This is a genomic window from Paenibacillus ihumii (assembly GCF_001403875.1).
Taxonomy (GTDB): domain Bacteria; phylum Bacillota; class Bacilli; order Paenibacillales; family Paenibacillaceae; genus Fontibacillus; species Fontibacillus ihumii.
Genome location: NZ_LN884292.1, coordinates 84,118 through 100,895, shown reverse-complemented (window position 1 = coordinate 100,895; position 16,778 = coordinate 84,118). Strand labels below are relative to the sequence as shown.

Sequence of the window (16,778 nt, the reverse complement as noted above, 5' to 3'; positions counted from 1 at the left end):
TTATTTCTCCTCCTTCATTTGATGTACCCCGTGCCCTACTCCGCAAACATAGAATTCAGCCTCTAGACCCGTACGGCGCTGGTAAGCCTCGCCTACCTGCTTAACAAAGGCTTCCACGGCATCTTCATGCACGAGAGATACCGTGCAGCCGCCGAAGCCGGCTCCGGTCATCCGCGAGCCCAGCGTGCCCTCGATGCGGCGCGCTTCCTCCACCATTACGTCCAGCTCGGAGCAGCTCACCTCGTATAAATCCCGCAGGGAATCATGCGACGCATTCATCAGCCTGCCGAAATGCTGCAAATCGTTATTCTTCAAAGCCTCTACGGACTCCAGCACGCGAGCGTTCTCCAGTACGACATGCTTCGCCCGGTGAAGCAGCACCTGCTCCGTAAAAACCGGCTCTAGCTCAGCCAAGCGCTCCGGCTTCAGGTGAGCCAAATAGGCCAGGCCCGGCTCGTGAGCCTGCAGCAGGCTGAGCGCTTCGTCACACTGCGAGCGGCGCTCGTTGTATTTGGAATCGACCAGCCCTCTCCGCTTGTTCGTATTGCCGATCACCAGCTTGTAGGCTCCGGTGCGGAACGGAACCAGCTCATGTTCAAGCGTGTCGCACATTAGCAATATCGCATGATCCTTGGCGCCGTTGGCTACGGCGAATTGGTCCATGATGCCGCTGTTGACGCCGACGTATTGATTCTCGGCACGCTGGGACAGGCGGGCGATTTCCACCGTATCCGTCTCTTTCCCCTCCATCGTCAGCAGTGCAAATGCGGTAACTACTTCAATCGAAGCCGAGGAGGACAATCCGGCGCCATTCGGAATCTCTCCGTGGAACAACAAATCGTAGCCGGTTGTCAGCGAGACGCCAAGCTTGCCAAGCTCGGAAACCACTCCGATCGGATAGTCGACCCATTCGCCTGTTTTGGACTGTCCCAGCTCATCCGTCTCGAATTCTGCGGTATACGGAAAATTTGCCGAGGCAAAGGTCACCTTGCGGTCAGGACGGCGGCGAACCGCCAGCGTCGTTCCGAATTCCAGCGCTGCCGGCAGAACGTAGCCCCCGTTATAATCGATATGCTCGCCGATGAGATTTACTCGCCCTGGCGCATTAAATACAAATATGTTCTCTTGAGCGCTCCCATAATGAGATAGGAACAATTGCTCCATTTCCTGTTTGTTCAACCTGCACACCCCATCTTCATGGAATATTCGTTTCTGCTTTCAGTATAAAGATTTCACGTTAATTTGATAATGTATGTATGCGAGGTTTGTATGGATAAATGTGACCTTCCCAAGTAGAATATAGAGTAGTACACATCCATTGCCAAGCATGAAGGAGGCTACCCCAATGCTGCAAGAAACCTATAGCGCTGCCGCCAACCCCGAAGTATTTGATGAGAGCGACCTGCACATTTTATTTGCCGGCGAGAGCCAGACGAGACCCGATCACCGCGTCGGTCCGAAGGTCTATGACTATTATTTGCTCCACTTTGTCGAAGAGGGCAATGGAACCTTCCAGACAGAGTATTCCATATATGAGCTGCAGCCGGGAGACGGATTTCTGATTCATCCGAACCAGCTTGTCAGCTATGCCTCAGACACTGTGACGCCGTGGCGCTACCGTTGGATTGCTTTTACAGGAGCAAAGGTGCCGGCGCTTCTGGAGCGGGCCGGACTGACGCCCATGCACCCCGTTATCCATGCCCCTGCGGACAGCAGCATCCCCCGGCTCCTTCTATCGGTACTGCAGGAATTTCGCAGCAAGAAGCCGAGCTCGCACCTGCATTCCCTTGGCTGCCTGCACTTGATAATGGCCGAGGCGGAGGACTCTCACCTCAAGGAATCGACCCTTCCCTCAGGGGAATCGGCGGTGCAGAAAATCGTCAAGCAAATGATTTACTATATTTCAAGCCAGTACGCCCATCATGTATCTATTGAAGAAATGTGTTCCAGCCTTGGGTACAATCGCGCTTACCTGTCCCGGATTTTTAAGAAGGAGACAGGGTTAACCCCTGTCACATATTTGCTGAAGCTCAGAATCGATAAATCACGGCAGCTGCTGCGCGAGCGGCCCGAGCTGTCCATCGAGCAGATTGCCGCATCCGTCGGCCTGAACGATGCGCTGTACTTCTCGCGGCAATTCCGCCGATTTCACGGACAATCGCCAAGCGAGTACCGGAGAAGCGCCCCCGGCAAGGACGGAATATCCGCGCGCTGGAGACGTTAACCGGAATCGACCTAATCATTGACGATACGCCAGAGGCGGTCATTCTGTCGGGCTTTGATCCGATTCGCCGCGAAATCGCGCGCACTTAATAGCCAGAGCCCGTTTCCTTCTTGTGGAAACGGGCTCTTCTATGTGTATGCTGCATGATCAATGATCGCCGTGGTTATGCAGGATCGTGTCGATCCGGTTCAATTCTTCTTCGGTGAAGTTAAGCTTGTTTAGCGCTTGAACATTCTCCTCGATTTGGCTGACCCGGCTAGCGCCGATCAGTGCGGATGTGACTCTGCCGCCGCGAAGCACCCAAGCTAGCGCAAACTGGGCGAGGCTCTGGCCGCGCGCCGCAGCCATCTGGTTCAGCGCACGCACCTTGCGCAGGGTCTCTGGCGTGATTTGCGTCTCCTGCAGAGCGCCGGTCGGGTTCTTCGCCCGGGAATCCTCCGGAATGCCGTTCAAATACTTGTTCGTCAGCAGCCCTTGAGCGAGCGGGCAGAAGGCAATGCTGCCGACGCCGTTCTCCTCCAGAACATCCTGCAGCCCATTCTCGATCCAGCGGTCCAGGAGCGAATAATTGGGCTGATGGATGAGCAGCGGCGTGCCGAGCTGCTTCAGGATGGAGATCGCTTCCTTCGTCTGCTCCGCCGAATAGCTCGATATGCCTGCATACAGCGCTTTGCCCGAGCGAACGATATGATCCAGCGCCATCATCGTCTCCTCCAGCGGCGTATCCGGATCAAAGCGGTGAGAATAGAAGATGTCCACGTAATCAAGGCCCATCCGCTTGAGGCTCTGATCAAGGCTGGCGATCAAATACTTGCGCGATCCCCACTCGCCATAAGGGCCAGGCCACATATAATAGCCGGCCTTGGAGGAAATCACCAATTCATCCCGATAGGGAGCCAGATCCTTCTTCAGCACGGTTCCGAACATTTCTTCCGCCGAGCCCGGAGGCGGACCGTAATTGTTAGCCAAATCAAAATGGGTAATGCCCAGGTCAAAGGCCCTGCGAATCATCTCGCGGCCGTTCTCAAATGTATTTACACCACCAAAATTATGCCATAATCCAAGCGATATGGCCGGAAGCTTAAGGCCCGAACGACCCACACGATTATATATCATCGACTCGTACCGGTCTTCACTAGCAACGTATGCCATTTAGTTCCCTACCTTCCTGCTGTAAATTATCTTTCGAAAAATATCATATCTCGTTCAAACCCCTTTGGCAAGAAAGAAGAAACCGTTTTCGTTCATCGCTAATCCGTCCAGATCCCGTTCTTCAGCAGGGATTCCACCTTCCTGAGCACCCCGCCAATCGGCTCCGCAATAAGCAAATCTGCCTGGTGGTCATAGGCCGTCGGCGATGCATTCAAGAGCACTGTCCGCTGTCCCCGGAAGTATGTGACCAGATGGGCTGCCGGCTGAACGGTCAGTGAGGTTCCGCCAATCATCAGCAAATCCGCTTCGCTGATCGCCTCGACCGTCCTTGCGATAACGTCGTTGTCCAGATTCTCGCCGTATAATACGACATCCGGCTTCACCGTCCCTCCGCAGGCCTGGCATTTAGGCACGGGATCGCCCATGCTCATGATCTCCTCCAGGCTGTGGAACCTTCCGCATTCCATGCAGTAATTGCGGTGAATCGAGCCGTGCAGCTCCAGCACGCTGCGGCTTCCCGCCTTCTGGTGAAGGCCGTCGATGTTCTGGGTGACGACCGCATCCAGCTTACCCTCCTCCTCCAGCCAAGCCAGGAAGCGATGGGCCGGATTCGGCTCTGCGTGAAGATGAATCATCTTCGTTTTATAGAAATCATAAAATACCTCCGGATGGCGATCGAAAAAAGGCCTGCTCAATATTTCCTCCGGGGAATACGGCGAGGCCTTCTCCTGCTGGTAAATGCCCGCCGCGGAGCGAAAATCGGGAATCCCGCTCTCTGTTGAAATGCCTGCCCCGCCAAAAAATACGATCCTGCGCCCCTCCCTTACCCAGGACGCCAGCTTCTCGATTTTACTTGTCGTCATGAATGCTATGCCTCCTTCAATACTTTCATTTCCAAGAAACTGCGGATAATCACATCAGCATCCAGCAAATACGCCTCTCCTCCGCCGTCCGGAGCGAGTCCGACCGTCATCTGCACACCCGCTTGCTTGCCCATTTGCATATCCCCGTTGCTGTCTCCTACAACGATGGCTTGCTCCGGGGAAATGCCCAGCTCGCGGCAGGCAAGCTCGGCCATTTCGGGAAAAGGCTTGCCCAGGCTTACCCGGTCCCTGCCGATAATCGCCCCGAAATAACGCTCGATTCCCATCCAGCTTAAATGCTCGCGCGCGGCTTCCGTCGTATCCGACGTAACGACGGCGAGCTGGACCCCCTGCCCTTGGCAGTCGTTCAGGATGGCTTCGAGCCCCGGCATCGGCCTGGCATTCCTGCGCTTCTTCAGCTCGATCATAGCCGAAGAGCTGAACTGCCTAACCTGGATTAGCGCTTCGTTCCAAGGGACTCCCGCCGCATAGAGCTGCCAGGCGAGCAGGGCGGTAACCTCTTCCTCGCTCCCCATCGCCAGCGGACCCGTCTTATCGTAGCCCGCAATTTGCTGGCGGTCATCCAGTTGGATTCCCAGCAGGGCCTCCCTGCTGCCAATCCGCGGCGCGCCCATCATCTCCAAATGGCCGTCCAGCAAATCCAGCAGCGCCATCGCCCACTCGCCCCAAAGAGCCATAAAATCCAGCAGGGTTCCGTCTTTATCGAATAATATCGCTTGGCAGGACACTGCCTTTTGCCCTGCCTGTACTATTGCCATAGTCTTCCCGCCTCGCCTTCATTCTTCTTTTCATACAGTTTCATGGAGTTGTCTATCGCTAACGTTATTGTAACCCCAAAATAGATGAAGTGCCAAAGACTGGAGAAGCCTGTGGCAAAGGAGCTCCTTCAATCCATACACCGCAGTGGTCTTTATTTTCATATAGGATTCAATACTTTGCCACAAATGAACGAACTGATAGCGTTTTCCCTTGTGATAACAATCACATGTAGAGTGCATAAAAAATCGTACCTTATATTACAGAGCCAAAATATTTTAAATTTTGAATGTTTTATAGGTATAGGAGGCTGCCAGTATGATGACCAAGACAAACATCCAATCGAATCCGCAGGGAGAGACGTTCTTCCTCAACCTTCGCTTTTTGCTGATGATCTGCGTCTTCATCGGCAATGCCATTGAGCCTTTGATCCAGGATATCACTGCCATGCATGCTTTATATATGTGGATTTTCACGTTTCATATGCCTCTGTTCGTTTTTGTAACCGGATATTTTGCCAAGGCCAATCTGCTCGGCCAGCCCGGCCGCAGGCTGATGCTGCAAATCAGCCTTCAGTACGTCATCTTCCAGAGCCTGTATTCCATACTGGACGTTACGGTGTTCAAGGTGCAGAACGTTCACCACTCCTTTTTCGCCCCGTACCTGCTGCTCTGGTTCCTTGCAAGCCATTTCTGCTGGCGTCTGCTGCTCATCCTCTTGAGCAAATGGACGCCCCTCCAGCAGCTGGCCGCATCGCTGACCCTTGGCGTGCTCGTCGGCTACCTGCAAGTGGATGGCGCCTGGCTCAGCCTGTCGCGTACCTTCGTGTATCTGCCCTTTTTTATTGCCGGCTACCATTTCTCATTTGTTAGCGCAGCGAAACTCTTTACTCCTGGGGTCCGTATCTCAGCAGGGGCCTTGGCAGCCGTGCTGCTTGGAGCCGTAAGCCTGTGGGGGCATTATATCGATCCCGGCTGGCTGTACGGCAGCATGACCTTCAGCCAGCTCGGGCATAGCGAATGGTATGCCGGAACGTATCGGCTGGCTCTTTACGCCCTGCAGCTTCTGGCTGGAATCGCCTTCCTCGCTGTCGTACCGCTGCAAGAGAGCAGGCTAACGGATCTTGGCCGGCGAACTTTATATGTCTTCCTGCTGCACGGGTTCATCATCCGGTTTGCCGCTGTCTCGCCGCTGTACAAATATGTAACGAATACGGCGGCTTCGGTTCTGCTGGTAATCGGGGCCATCCTCCTGACGCTTCTGCTCAGCCATTCCCTTATCCGAAAATGGACGTCGCCTGTCATCGAGCCGCCGGTTCAATGGCTGCTGAACCTGGAGCGCAGGGCATTCCGCCCGTTTGGGGCAGCCAGCAAGCACTAGCCCCTAGGAAGGCGAAATCTGAGAAATATCACCAATTTTAGAGCCGTTTGGCTCTTTTTTTGCTTTTGGCGTTTCAAACTAACTGACTGTGGTAAATAACTCTTACGAAATGAAAACATTTGACGTGAGGAGTTGATAGGAATGCCACGCGAAAACGGCAAAATGAGCCGCCAGGAAGCCGGTCGCTTGGGAGGACAGGCGACTTCCAAAAACCACGGCAAAGAGTTCTATCAGGAGATCGGGCAAAAAGGCGGAGAAGCTACTTCCAGAACCCATAGCAAGGAGTTCTACCAGGAAATCGGCCAAAAAGGCGGAGAAGCTACCTCCGAGAAGCACGATAAGGAATTTTACCGCAGAATCGGACGCATGGGCGGAGAAGCCCGCAGCAGCAATAACAATAAATAAGGATGGGATTCCATCCGTGTACGGGAAGAGTTCCAGACTGGACTGGGGCTCTTTTTGGGTTAAAAACCTTTCTTCCAATCCTGATCAAGCGCTAGAAAAAGCGGATTACATATGATAGACTTTAGAGAAAACCTTTAGCGGTGTAAAGTTCCAAAATCACAATATACATTATATGGGGGGATAGGCAACCATGACTGCCAAGAAAATGCGTTCAGATATGATCAAAAAAGGCTTCGACCGAGCGCCTCATCGCAGCTTGCTGCGAGCTGCAGGCGTAAAGGACGAGGACTTCGGCAAACCGTTTATCGCCGTGTGCAACTCCTACATCGATATCGTTCCGGGCCATGTGCATCTGCAGGAATTCGGAAAAATCGTCAAGGAAGCGATTCGCGAAGCCGGCGGTGTACCGTTCGAGTTCAATACAATCGGGGTAGATGACGGCATTGCGATGGGACACATCGGAATGCGCTACTCCCTGCCAAGCCGGGAGATCATCGCTGACTCTCTGGAAACCGTCGTATCCGCGCACTGGTTCGACGGGATGGTCTGTATCCCGAACTGCGATAAAATTACGCCAGGGATGATGATGGGCGCGCTGCGCGTGAACATTCCGACCGTATTCGTCAGCGGCGGACCCATGAAAGCGGGCGTAGACAGCAAAGGGCGCAAACTGTCCTTGACTTCGGTCTTCGAAGGCGTCGGCGCTTATCAAGCGGGCAAGATCGACGATGCCGATCTGCTTGAGCTGGAACAGTACGGCTGTCCGACCTGCGGCTCCTGCTCAGGCATGTTCACAGCCAACTCCATGAACTGCCTCGCCGAAGCACTGGGTCTAGCTATGCCGGGTAACGGTACGATTCTGGCTGTTGACGAGGCACGGAAGGATTTTGTAAGACAATCCGCCCGCCAGCTGATGGAGCTGATCAAGCTCGATCTGAAGCCGCGCGATATCGTTACGAAGGAATCCATCGATAACGCCTTTGCACTTGATATGGCCATGGGTGGATCAACCAATACTGTGCTGCACACCTTGGCCTTGGCCCAGGAAGCTGGCATCGATTACCCGCTGGAGCGCATCAACGAGGTGGCCAACCGCGTGCCTCATATTTCCAAGCTGGCTCCGGCATCCGATCATTTCATTGAAGACGTCCACCGGGCGGGCGGCGTAAGCGCCGTAATCAACGAGCTGCTGAAGAAGCCTGGAGCGATCCATGGCGGCCAAATGACTGTAACAGGCAAGACGCTTGCCGAGAACGTAGCCGGCTGCGAGGTCCATGACCGCGAAGTCATCCGTTCGATCGACAACCCGCATTCCGAGAAGGGTGGACTTGCCATCCTCTACGGAAACCTTGCGCCGGAAGGCTCCGTCATCAAGGTCGGGGCGGTTGACCCTTCGGTCGGCGGATACCATAAAGGCCCTGCCATCTGCTTCGACTCGCAGGAGCAAGCGCTGGAAGGCATCGCAAACGGCAAGGTCAAGGAAGGCCATGTCGTCGTCATCCGCTATGAAGGACCGAAAGGCGGACCGGGCATGCCGGAAATGCTCGCTCCTACTTCGCAGATCGTCGGCATGGGCCTTGGCGCAAAAGTCGGCCTCATCACCGACGGCCGCTTCTCCGGAGCTTCCCGCGGCATCAGCATCGGCCATATCTCTCCGGAAGCAGCCGAGGGCGGTCCAATTGCCTTTGTTGAAGATGGCGACATTATTGAGCTGGATCTGAATAACCGGAAAATCGAGCTTCACGTTTCCGACGAGGAGATGGAGCGCCGCCGTGCGAACTGGAAAGGCTTCGAGCCGAAGGTGAAGACAGGTTACCTGGCGCGTTATTCCAAGCTCGTCACCAATGCGAGTAATGGCGGCGTTATGAAGATTTAATAAACAGAAATGATCTCTGTTAAAACTCATAAGAAATAAGTTATAACTTAACAAAAGGGGCAGCTCCACATGTTGATTGTGGAGCTGCCCCTTTATTCATAGAGCCTAACACGGCTGGGTCGCGCTTAATGCGGTCTCCTCGCTCTGCTCGTTCTCCTCTTCGGGAGCAGCCTCTCTGCTTTCCTTATCGGAGAAGCGGCGATGCGAGCCGTCCTCGGAATATTTATCAAGCAAGAGGTCTATGGGCATCACGATAAGCTTAGGAATCAGTTCATGGGAGGAACGCTGCTTCAGACGGTCTCCCCCGGAAGGATGAATAACACTCATCAGAAACTTCAAATATAACCGTGTAGATTTCGCAAAGAAGCTGTCAGGAAGATCGGTCACCGTAAAACCAAACTGCTCGGGCCCTCGATTGATCATGCTCACCCCATACAATGCCTTCACATCAGTGAGCTCCGGGTTGCTTTGGACGTATTTCGCAAGCTCCGGCAGCGTCTTCTCCACGCCGCGAATCATTTGGATGGCGACCTGAACCGAGGTTCTGGAGCGCGCGCCGATTTCAAACAGCCGCTTATTATCGAAATGAAGCTCCAATACCCTGTCGCCGTTAACCAGTTCGATATCGCCATTCATTACCACGGGCTCCCCCCGGTACGGACGTATGCGGAAATGGAAAATCGGTTCATCCTTATTCGTCGTCCTTAGCTGGAACACAAGATGGAATACCTTCTCCCACAGCAGCCATAGGGCGACGACGACTCTTTTTCCGAAGGACAGCGTTGCAGGGCGTTTGGCAGCTTCCTTGGATGCTGCAGCCAAAGGCTTCTGGCCTCTGGCCTCCCGCTTCGCCTCCTCGCTCCGTTGTATCATATCGTCGATCCGGATCGTGCCAAGCCCCCGTTTCCCGGCCTCTTGAAGGACTCTCTCCAGAGCCGCGAGCATTTCCTTGGGCGCTTGGGCATTAGCACCGAGCGTATTTCCGCAATCATGCAGCAGGAATACTTCGCCGCCCTTCAGCTTCTTCAGCATGCGTTCGGTCAAGCGGTCAGCCCCAAGGCGCTGGCGCCAATCTCCGAACATAGAGGACCACAACACAATTTGCGTCTCATTTCTTCTGGCGAAATCGAACAGATTGACGATTCCCCAAGGAGGCCGGTAATAATGCGTATTGCTGCCGATGATGTCGTATATGATTTTATTGGTGCGCTGAATCTGTTTCTTGACAGCAGCAGGCCCCATTAACCAGTTCGTTTTGTGCACATAGTTATGGATCCCGATCAAATGCCCTTCTTCATGCATTCGCTTGATTAATTGCGGATGCTTCTCCGCATTGGAGCCAACGACGAAAAACGTGGCTTTCGCTTCATACTTCTTCAACAGGTCAAGGAGCTGGGCCGTATATACGGGATCCGGGCCATCATCGAAGGTAAGGGCAAAATCATTCATGCCCACCCCGCGCCGAAATACGCGAAAACCGAACAGCCGCGTAATCAATCCGGGTATGAAAGCGTAGAGCGTTGAAATGTAAAACAACCACAGCAGCAAAGTCTCCATGTTTTTTTCCCCACTTTTCTATCTCATTCACCTGACTTTGGCGGGCCCTAAGGCTTTTAGTGTATCCCTTTTATTTTATCATATTAACTCCAAATTTAGGGCCTTTTTTATTCATGAATTCTCGCTGCTAAAATATCCATAACATGCCGAAATAGCTCTGTAGCCTGGTGGGGCGCGCCGATTGGCCGCTTCTCCACAAGAACCGCCACTGCATAAAGCGGCTCCTCCACCGGGCCGTATCCGATGAACCACTGGTGGTTGGCCGCTCTGCCGGCAGGCGAGACCTGGGAGGTTCCCGACTTGCCAGCCAAATGCCACCGGGCACTTTGCAGGGATTGCCCCGTTCCTCTCTGCACCACTTCCTTCATCCAGCTTCGCAGCATTTTTGCCGTTGTCGGAGAGACCGCCCCATAGGCTGAAGGCGCGGAGCGGGGAGGGAGCTGAAGCATCCGTGTCCCATTTTTAAAATAAATGTCCTGCACCAGCCGGGGGGCCATGACTTTCCCATCATGCAGCAGGGTTACGACCATATTTGCTGCCTGCAGAGGAGAGAGCATCACGTCCCGCTGCCCCAAGGCAGTTTGCGCCCTTGCCCCGCCATCGGGCCTAGTGCCCATGGCGAACACTGTTCCAGCCTCCTCCTGATCCATCTGTCTCAAGCCCGCCCCATCCAGAAAGGACGGGTCATGCCAGCCGACCAGGCGTCCGACTCCCAGTTTATCCGCAGTACGCTGGATGCTGGCAGCCGTCAGCCTCTCGCCTAATGCGGCAAACACGATATTGCATGATTGGGCATAAGCCTGCTCCAGCGTAATCGTGCCATGCCCTCCTTCCTTCCAGCACGAAAGCCCGTATTTGCCATAATGGCCCGTACAGTGAAACTTCTCTGTGGCTGTTGCCAAGCCTTCCTCCAAAGCTGCGGCGGCGATCACCGTCTTAAAGATCGAGCCCGGGACCGCCGCCTTTACCGCATGATTGCTCCAATTTCCCTGCTCCAGATCAATTTTCTGGGGATTAAAAAAGGGACGTGACACCATAGCGACGACATCTCCTTTAGCGGCATCCAGCACAACAATTGCCCCTTCGCGAATCCCCATTTGCTCGCTCAAATCCTCCAACTGATGTTGAATCGTCCCGTCTATGGTCGTCCGTACACTGAGCGGATAGTAGCGATCATTGGCAGAGGTAAGGCGCGTGCCCAGCTCGAATAGCGGCCGCTTCTGTCCATCCACTGAAAATGCCGCCCGGGTAGACCCCACGCCTCGCAAAAACATGTCAAACGTTCGCTCCAGGCCGGATGCCCCCACTTGCATCGTTAAAGGAAGCGACCGGCCGTTGGACCGGCCGGACAGACTGCGAATAAAATCAGGGCGTTGAGCGACATAGCCAAGCCACTGCTTCCCTGAATCCGATTCCGAATATCGCTGCATATAAGGGAGAATTTCAAAGCCGCTGATTTCCATCCATTTGCCTGCTTCATCGCCAGATACAGCAAGCGCCCTTCCTTCGCCGTCAGCCCAAATATACGGGTATTGGAGCTTGCTCCATCTTCCTTCCAATTCAGCAGCAGATACACCCAGTAGAGCGGCAATTGCATTTAATTGAACGGCATCCGGCAGCTCCTTGACAGGGAACAGTACGGGAACCCAAACCGCCCTCCCTGTCAAAGGGGAGCCATGCCGATCCAGAAACTGCCCCCTTCCAGGGTCAAGCACGATCCCTTCCTCGCGCTGGCGCACGGCCAGCTCATTGATCGTCATCCCTGAAGCGCTTATCGCCATCTTTGCGGAATGGATCTGAATCCATACAACTCTAATGGCGTATATGCACAGCATGAACGTAAAGCCTATTAAAATATAAAATATGCGTTTTTTCCGAAGTAATGCCATCGTCCCCCACCTTTCCGCCTTCTCATTATTTCCTGGGAAAAGCCGATTCACACCGTCTTGCCCATTCTGTAGGAAAAATAACTCGAAGCTAAAGGGAAAAGCATCTGCTGCTTGCTTGCCGGAGAACAGTAAAAAGCCCGCCTTAGCTAAAAGCTTCAGTCGGGCTTTCCTAATCATTATTCAAAAAATATCTCTACAATTTCAATATTGCGCTCACGTGACAAATCGCGGAAAAAGTTATCAACCTTCACGAGAGGCTTAAAAATATCCGTAGGGTTGTTATACACTATGGTTGCCGTTTCTCCATTGCTTAATTGTACCCGTTTGCCCAAGAAGTTCGGCAGGAGATTCTGGGTCAACGCTTGAACCGCCCTTTCATTCAACTTTCCGAAGCCCAGCTCATACACTTTGCGCAGCACAGTGATCAAGCTGTCGTGAGACTGCCTTGTCGGCGAGGTCGTCATCTCGACATAGGCATTGGCTACGGCTACGATTTCTGAATAAGGATGTATCTCACCTTTACCGATGCCCATAGGATATCCCGTGCCATCTTCGTATTCATGATGCTGGAGAGCAGCAAGCGCAATCGCCTTATTATCTTTGATGGATTCGCGGATAATCTCATAGCCATAACTGGTATGGCGCTTCATTTCCTCCAGTTCCTCACCCTGCAGATCCTTTTTGTTCTTTATGGATTGGCGCACACGGCTCTTGCCGATATCGTGCAAATACCCTGCTTTACTGATCTCATGACACTCCTCCCTAGGGTATCCGAGCCAGTTAGCTATGTAATAAGATAGTAGCCCGACCTGCAGCGAATGGTTGTAGATGTTCACATCATCGTTGCCAAGCATATACAGCAATGAAGTTACATTCTTTCGTTTGTCCAATACTTCCAAGGTTGGCAGCAGCTTCTCGTCAACCATGGACTGATTGAATTTGCCCGTAGTCAAAGCTTCAAGAAAGATGGCCTGATAAGCTTGAATGGTTTTATCGAAATTTTCCTGCAGCTTTCTGGTGAAGCCTTCACTTCCCGCAGCTTCTAAAGGCTCTGCCTGAATGCCTCCCCGCTCAATGTCGACATAGTCGATGCTTTGCCGAATTAACAAGGCAATCTCCTCGGCCCGGATGACCGTTCCTTTAGGCAAAACGTGCAGCCCTGCACGATTGAAAGTGTCTTCCCTTAATCTATCTCCAGCCTTAAGCTCCATAACATGAGTTCTCAAAATAAAGCCCCTCCCTTCTTTTCATCTTGTCGCAGTATAAGGCCATGTTCCCGGTCTTACAGGAACAGATACTCGATCCTACTGCCCTATTTATAATATCGAAAGCTAAAGTCATAAATTAAATAGTGCTAAAGACTATATCATGCAGCATTTTTTATATTACTATAGTACATCCAAAAAATAGGTCTTTCAGATCATTATTTGAGCATCATTCATATCAATAAGCAGCTTAGGCGCTATAAATTCAAAGCAAAAAGGGTGGAGATCGCTCTCCACCCTAATGCAATGAATATCTTCGTTAGTCCCGGCTCGCCAATTTGGCCAAAAGACGAACCATCTCGATATAAAGCCATACTAAGGTAACCATCAATCCGAAGGCCCCGTACCATTCCATATACTTCGGAGCACCCTGATTAGCACCGTTCTCGATAAAATCAAAGTCCAGGACTAGATTCAAAGCTGCCACGATTACGATGACGACGGAAATCCCGATTCCAATCCAATTGCTCTCATGCAGATAAGGAATGGAGATTCCAAAGAATCCAAGAACGAAGCTGAGCAGATATACAAGCGCAATGCCGCCTGTAGCCGCGAACACGCCAAGCTTGAAATTCTCTGTAGCTTTGATCAGTCTTGATTTATACGCCAGCAGCAGTGCGATAAAGACGCCCATCGTCAGCAGCGCCGCCTGCAGCGTGATGCCATTGTATAAAGATTCGAATCGCGCTGAAAGAGCCCCCAGGAACAGTCCTTCTAGAACCCCGTAAATCGGCACGAGAAACGGAGCTGTCGTCGGCTTGAAGCTGATGATCAGAGCAAGAACCAAACCACCTATGGCTCCGCCGATAGCATAAGGCAGTACGTTCTGCCCGTTGAAATGCATGGACCAAGTGGCAAATGCTCCCCCTAAAAGCACTGCGAGCGTAATGAACACCTTATTGACCGTGCCTTCAATGGTCATTGCCTCTTGTCCGGAATGATATCCGATCTGATCGAATGTCTTGTCATTCAATGTCGGATTGCCGCTACGACCTATCAACCTACAATCACCTCAGATATTTTTTATAACCATACTAACATATACTCTAATTTTGTCCATACTAGTACACCTATATTTTTGTTTAGGCTATACCGTGAACTTGGACAGGGAGTCCTTCAATCCATGGGATACATTCTCCAGCTTATTGGACAGGTTCACGAGCTGGTCGCCTACTGTCTGCTGCTCGCTGCTCAGCGAAGCAACCTCTTCTGAAGTCGCCGACGATTGCTGTGCTACCGCACTCACGTTGCTCATCGCTTCAGACAATACGGCTTGCGATTGATTCAGCTCATCGATGGATGCCGTTACGGAGTCCAGATGCTGCACGAAGCCCTCCATTTGCTCCTGAACGGATACGAAGATTTGGCTCGTCTCTTTCACCGACTTAATCTGATCCTGGAACAGCGGGCTAGCTTCGGACAGAGCCTGAACCGTCTCATTCATTTCCTTCTGGATGTTGTCGGTAATCTCCCCTACCATCGTAATGGATTGTCTGGATTGGTCGGCAAGCTGGCGAATTTCATCCGCAACAACCATGAATCCGCGTCCAGCAGCTCCTGCACGGGCAGCTTCGATCGTCGCATTGAGCGACAGGATATTCGTCTGCTGCGTAATGTTCTGCATGACATCAAGAACCTTCATGACCGACGAGGTGCTTGATTTCAGCGCATCGACCTTCTCAGTCAGGGCGTTAACCATTTCACCCGTTACACTTGTCTTCTGAAGCAGCTCATTCAGATACTCCGTACCCTGCTGGCTGGATTTCTCCACCTGGCGGGCAGACATCTCCATCTCTTTGTTTGCAGAAATAACATGATCCATTTGCCGCGAGATGTTCTCGGTCAATTCATTGCCCCGCTCAGCCTCGTTGGCCAGGCTTGTTGCCCCGTTAGCGATCTCTTCCGTCGCAATGGCAATCTCCTTGGCAGAGATGGCCGTTTTGTTCGATGCCTGCGTCAGCTCAGCCGCCGTATCGAGAACATCCTGAGCCGAACTGTTCGTCTGTTTGACGAGCTCTGTGATCTGCTCCATCATTACGTTAAAGCTGGCCGTAAGCATACCGATTTCGTCTTTGGATTTCGGCTTCATGCGGACGTTGAGATTTCCTTTTGCGCCTTCCTCCATCAAATTCTTAAGCTCGACTAGCGGACGGCCGATCATTCTAACCATCCACATTCCGATCAGAATGGCGATAGCGGCCACGACAGCCAGCGAGATAAACGTGGTTACCAGAATTCCTCTCGCGTCCTTCGTCAATTGGTCCGTAGGCAGCACGCCGAGCAGCGTCCAGCCCGAGTTTTGCTGCATATTATAAACTCCAAGCACCGTTCGGCCCTGCGCATTCTTGATGCGGGAGCTTCCGTTGGCCTCGCCCTCTTTTCTCTCGATGGCAAACTCGGACGGCTGTCCGTTCTCGCCTTGAACCGAAGAACCGACGATCACATTATCCGGCGTAAGCATTTGGACCTTCGAGCCGCTGCCGAGGTTAAGCTCCTGCAAATACCCGTTCAGAATATCCAGATTAATATCTGCTACGAGAACGAAACGCTTCATGCTGCTAACGCTTTGCACCGATCTGACCAATCTGAAAATTTGCGTTCCGCCCGAATTTTCATTGGTAGCCGTCACCCACTTCACCTGTGAAGTGCTTGCCATATCTTCGAACCAAGGCTCATTGCGGATGTTGTTGACAAAATTGTTGTCTGCGCTTCCAGAGGTGACGGGACCGATCAGACCCTCTTCCCCTGGAACCATATATACCGCCACCACGCCTTTGCTTGAGAACGTCATGGAATTCAGACGGTTCCGCATCTGGTTGGACGTCGTGAAACGGTCGTAATCCGACGTCGTGGAGAGCGTAGCATCGCGGATTGCCTTCTGCATTTCATCGTCAAGAAATACCTGCTGCAGAGTCTCTTCATACTTCTGGAATATAATGTCCAGCTTCTGCGAAGTTTGCACGATAGTCTGCTGGCTTGCTGTCTCAGCATTCTTCTCAATCGTCCCCTTCGCCATTTGATAGGATAGAATCCCTATCGCAAGGACGAATGACATAATGGCAATGAAGAAAATGAGAAACAATCGAATACCTACCGACCTGGCTGGATTGAAGTCTTTAGGAAGATGCTCGATTGCTGAATTAAATTTTTCCTTCCAGCCGCCTGCTTTATTTTTAGGCTGTCCGGGATCCGTACCTTTCTTTATCTCTTTCTTATTGTCTTTAGCTTGGTTCTCCTTCTTTGGAACCAATTTCATGTTGATCACCCACCGCTCATAATAATTAACCCACGAAAGTAGGACTTGAGGTCTCCCTCCAAACCTCATAAAATCTTCCTGTGCTGCTTGTTTATATTCGACAAAAAACTACCTTTTCCTTTTTTATTATCGGT

13 protein-coding genes are annotated in these 16,778 nt (G+C 52.3%); 4 read left to right on the top strand and 9 right to left on the bottom strand.

What is annotated here, in order from left to right:
* Positions 1-1,179, bottom strand: a complete 1,179-nt coding sequence (locus tag BN2762_RS00900; protein ID WP_055105182.1) for a galactokinase — start codon at positions 1,177-1,179, stop codon at positions 1-3.
* A gap of 166 nt (positions 1,180-1,345) precedes the next feature.
* Between BN2762_RS00900 and BN2762_RS00895 the strand changes: the two genes are divergently transcribed.
* Positions 1,346-2,224 (top strand): AraC family transcriptional regulator, encoded by an 879-nt coding sequence (locus tag BN2762_RS00895; protein WP_055105181.1) that lies wholly within the window; start codon positions 1,346-1,348, stop codon positions 2,222-2,224.
* A 147-nt stretch (positions 2,225-2,371) separates the two neighbouring features.
* Here the strand turns inward: BN2762_RS00895 and mgrA are convergent, their stop codons facing one another.
* The 3 genes from mgrA to BN2762_RS00880 form a co-directional block, all read right to left on the bottom strand.
* The gene (gene mgrA / locus BN2762_RS00890) at positions 2,372-3,376 is read right to left on the bottom strand and encodes an L-glyceraldehyde 3-phosphate reductase (RefSeq protein WP_055105180.1); all 1,005 of its coding nucleotides are present in this window, start codon (positions 3,374-3,376) and stop codon (positions 2,372-2,374) included.
* 98 nt (positions 3,377-3,474) lie between these two features.
* Complete coding sequence (locus BN2762_RS00885) at positions 3,475-4,239, bottom strand: NAD-dependent protein deacylase (protein WP_055105179.1); 765 nt, start codon at positions 4,237-4,239, stop codon at positions 3,475-3,477.
* A 5-nt stretch (positions 4,240-4,244) separates the two neighbouring features.
* Positions 4,245-5,018, bottom strand: coding sequence for an HAD family hydrolase (locus tag BN2762_RS00880; protein WP_055105178.1), 774 nt, complete (start codon positions 5,016-5,018; stop codon positions 4,245-4,247).
* 319 nt (positions 5,019-5,337) lie between these two features.
* Between BN2762_RS00880 and BN2762_RS00875 the strand changes: the two genes are divergently transcribed.
* From BN2762_RS00875 to ilvD, 3 genes are all read left to right on the top strand, one after another.
* On the top strand, positions 5,338-6,396 hold the full coding sequence (locus BN2762_RS00875) for an acyltransferase family protein (protein ID WP_148499845.1): 1,059 nt from the start codon (positions 5,338-5,340) through the stop codon (positions 6,394-6,396).
* 141 nt (positions 6,397-6,537) lie between these two features.
* Positions 6,538-6,801, top strand: coding sequence for a KGG domain-containing protein (locus tag BN2762_RS00870; RefSeq protein WP_055105176.1), 264 nt, complete (start codon positions 6,538-6,540; stop codon positions 6,799-6,801).
* 190 nt (positions 6,802-6,991) lie between these two features.
* Positions 6,992-8,677, top strand: a complete 1,686-nt coding sequence (gene ilvD / locus BN2762_RS00865; protein WP_055105175.1) for a dihydroxy-acid dehydratase — start codon at positions 6,992-6,994, stop codon at positions 8,675-8,677.
* Positions 8,678-8,782: 105 nt separating this feature from the next.
* On the opposite strand, the gene BN2762_RS00860 is transcribed toward ilvD, so the two are convergent.
* The 5 genes from BN2762_RS00860 to BN2762_RS00840 form a co-directional block, all read right to left on the bottom strand.
* On the bottom strand, positions 8,783-10,234 hold the full coding sequence (locus BN2762_RS00860) for a polysaccharide deacetylase family protein (protein ID WP_055105174.1): 1,452 nt from the start codon (positions 10,232-10,234) through the stop codon (positions 8,783-8,785).
* Between the two features lie 107 nt (positions 10,235-10,341).
* Positions 10,342-12,123 carry a peptidoglycan D,D-transpeptidase FtsI family protein gene (locus tag BN2762_RS00855; protein ID WP_055105201.1) on the bottom strand — a complete coding sequence of 594 codons (1,782 nt, stop codon included), beginning with the start codon at positions 12,121-12,123 and terminating at the stop codon, positions 10,342-10,344.
* 176 nt (positions 12,124-12,299) lie between these two features.
* Complete coding sequence (locus BN2762_RS00850; RefSeq protein WP_055105173.1) at positions 12,300-13,349, bottom strand: HD-GYP domain-containing protein; 1,050 nt, start codon at positions 13,347-13,349, stop codon at positions 12,300-12,302.
* A 298-nt stretch (positions 13,350-13,647) separates the two neighbouring features.
* Positions 13,648-14,388 carry a Bax inhibitor-1/YccA family protein gene (locus BN2762_RS00845; RefSeq protein WP_055105172.1) on the bottom strand — a complete coding sequence of 247 codons (741 nt, stop codon included), beginning with the start codon at positions 14,386-14,388 and terminating at the stop codon, positions 13,648-13,650.
* 87 nt (positions 14,389-14,475) lie between these two features.
* Positions 14,476-16,644, bottom strand: a complete 2,169-nt coding sequence (locus tag BN2762_RS00840) for a methyl-accepting chemotaxis protein (RefSeq protein WP_055105171.1) — start codon at positions 16,642-16,644, stop codon at positions 14,476-14,478.
* Positions 16,645-16,778: the final 134 nt, after the last annotated feature.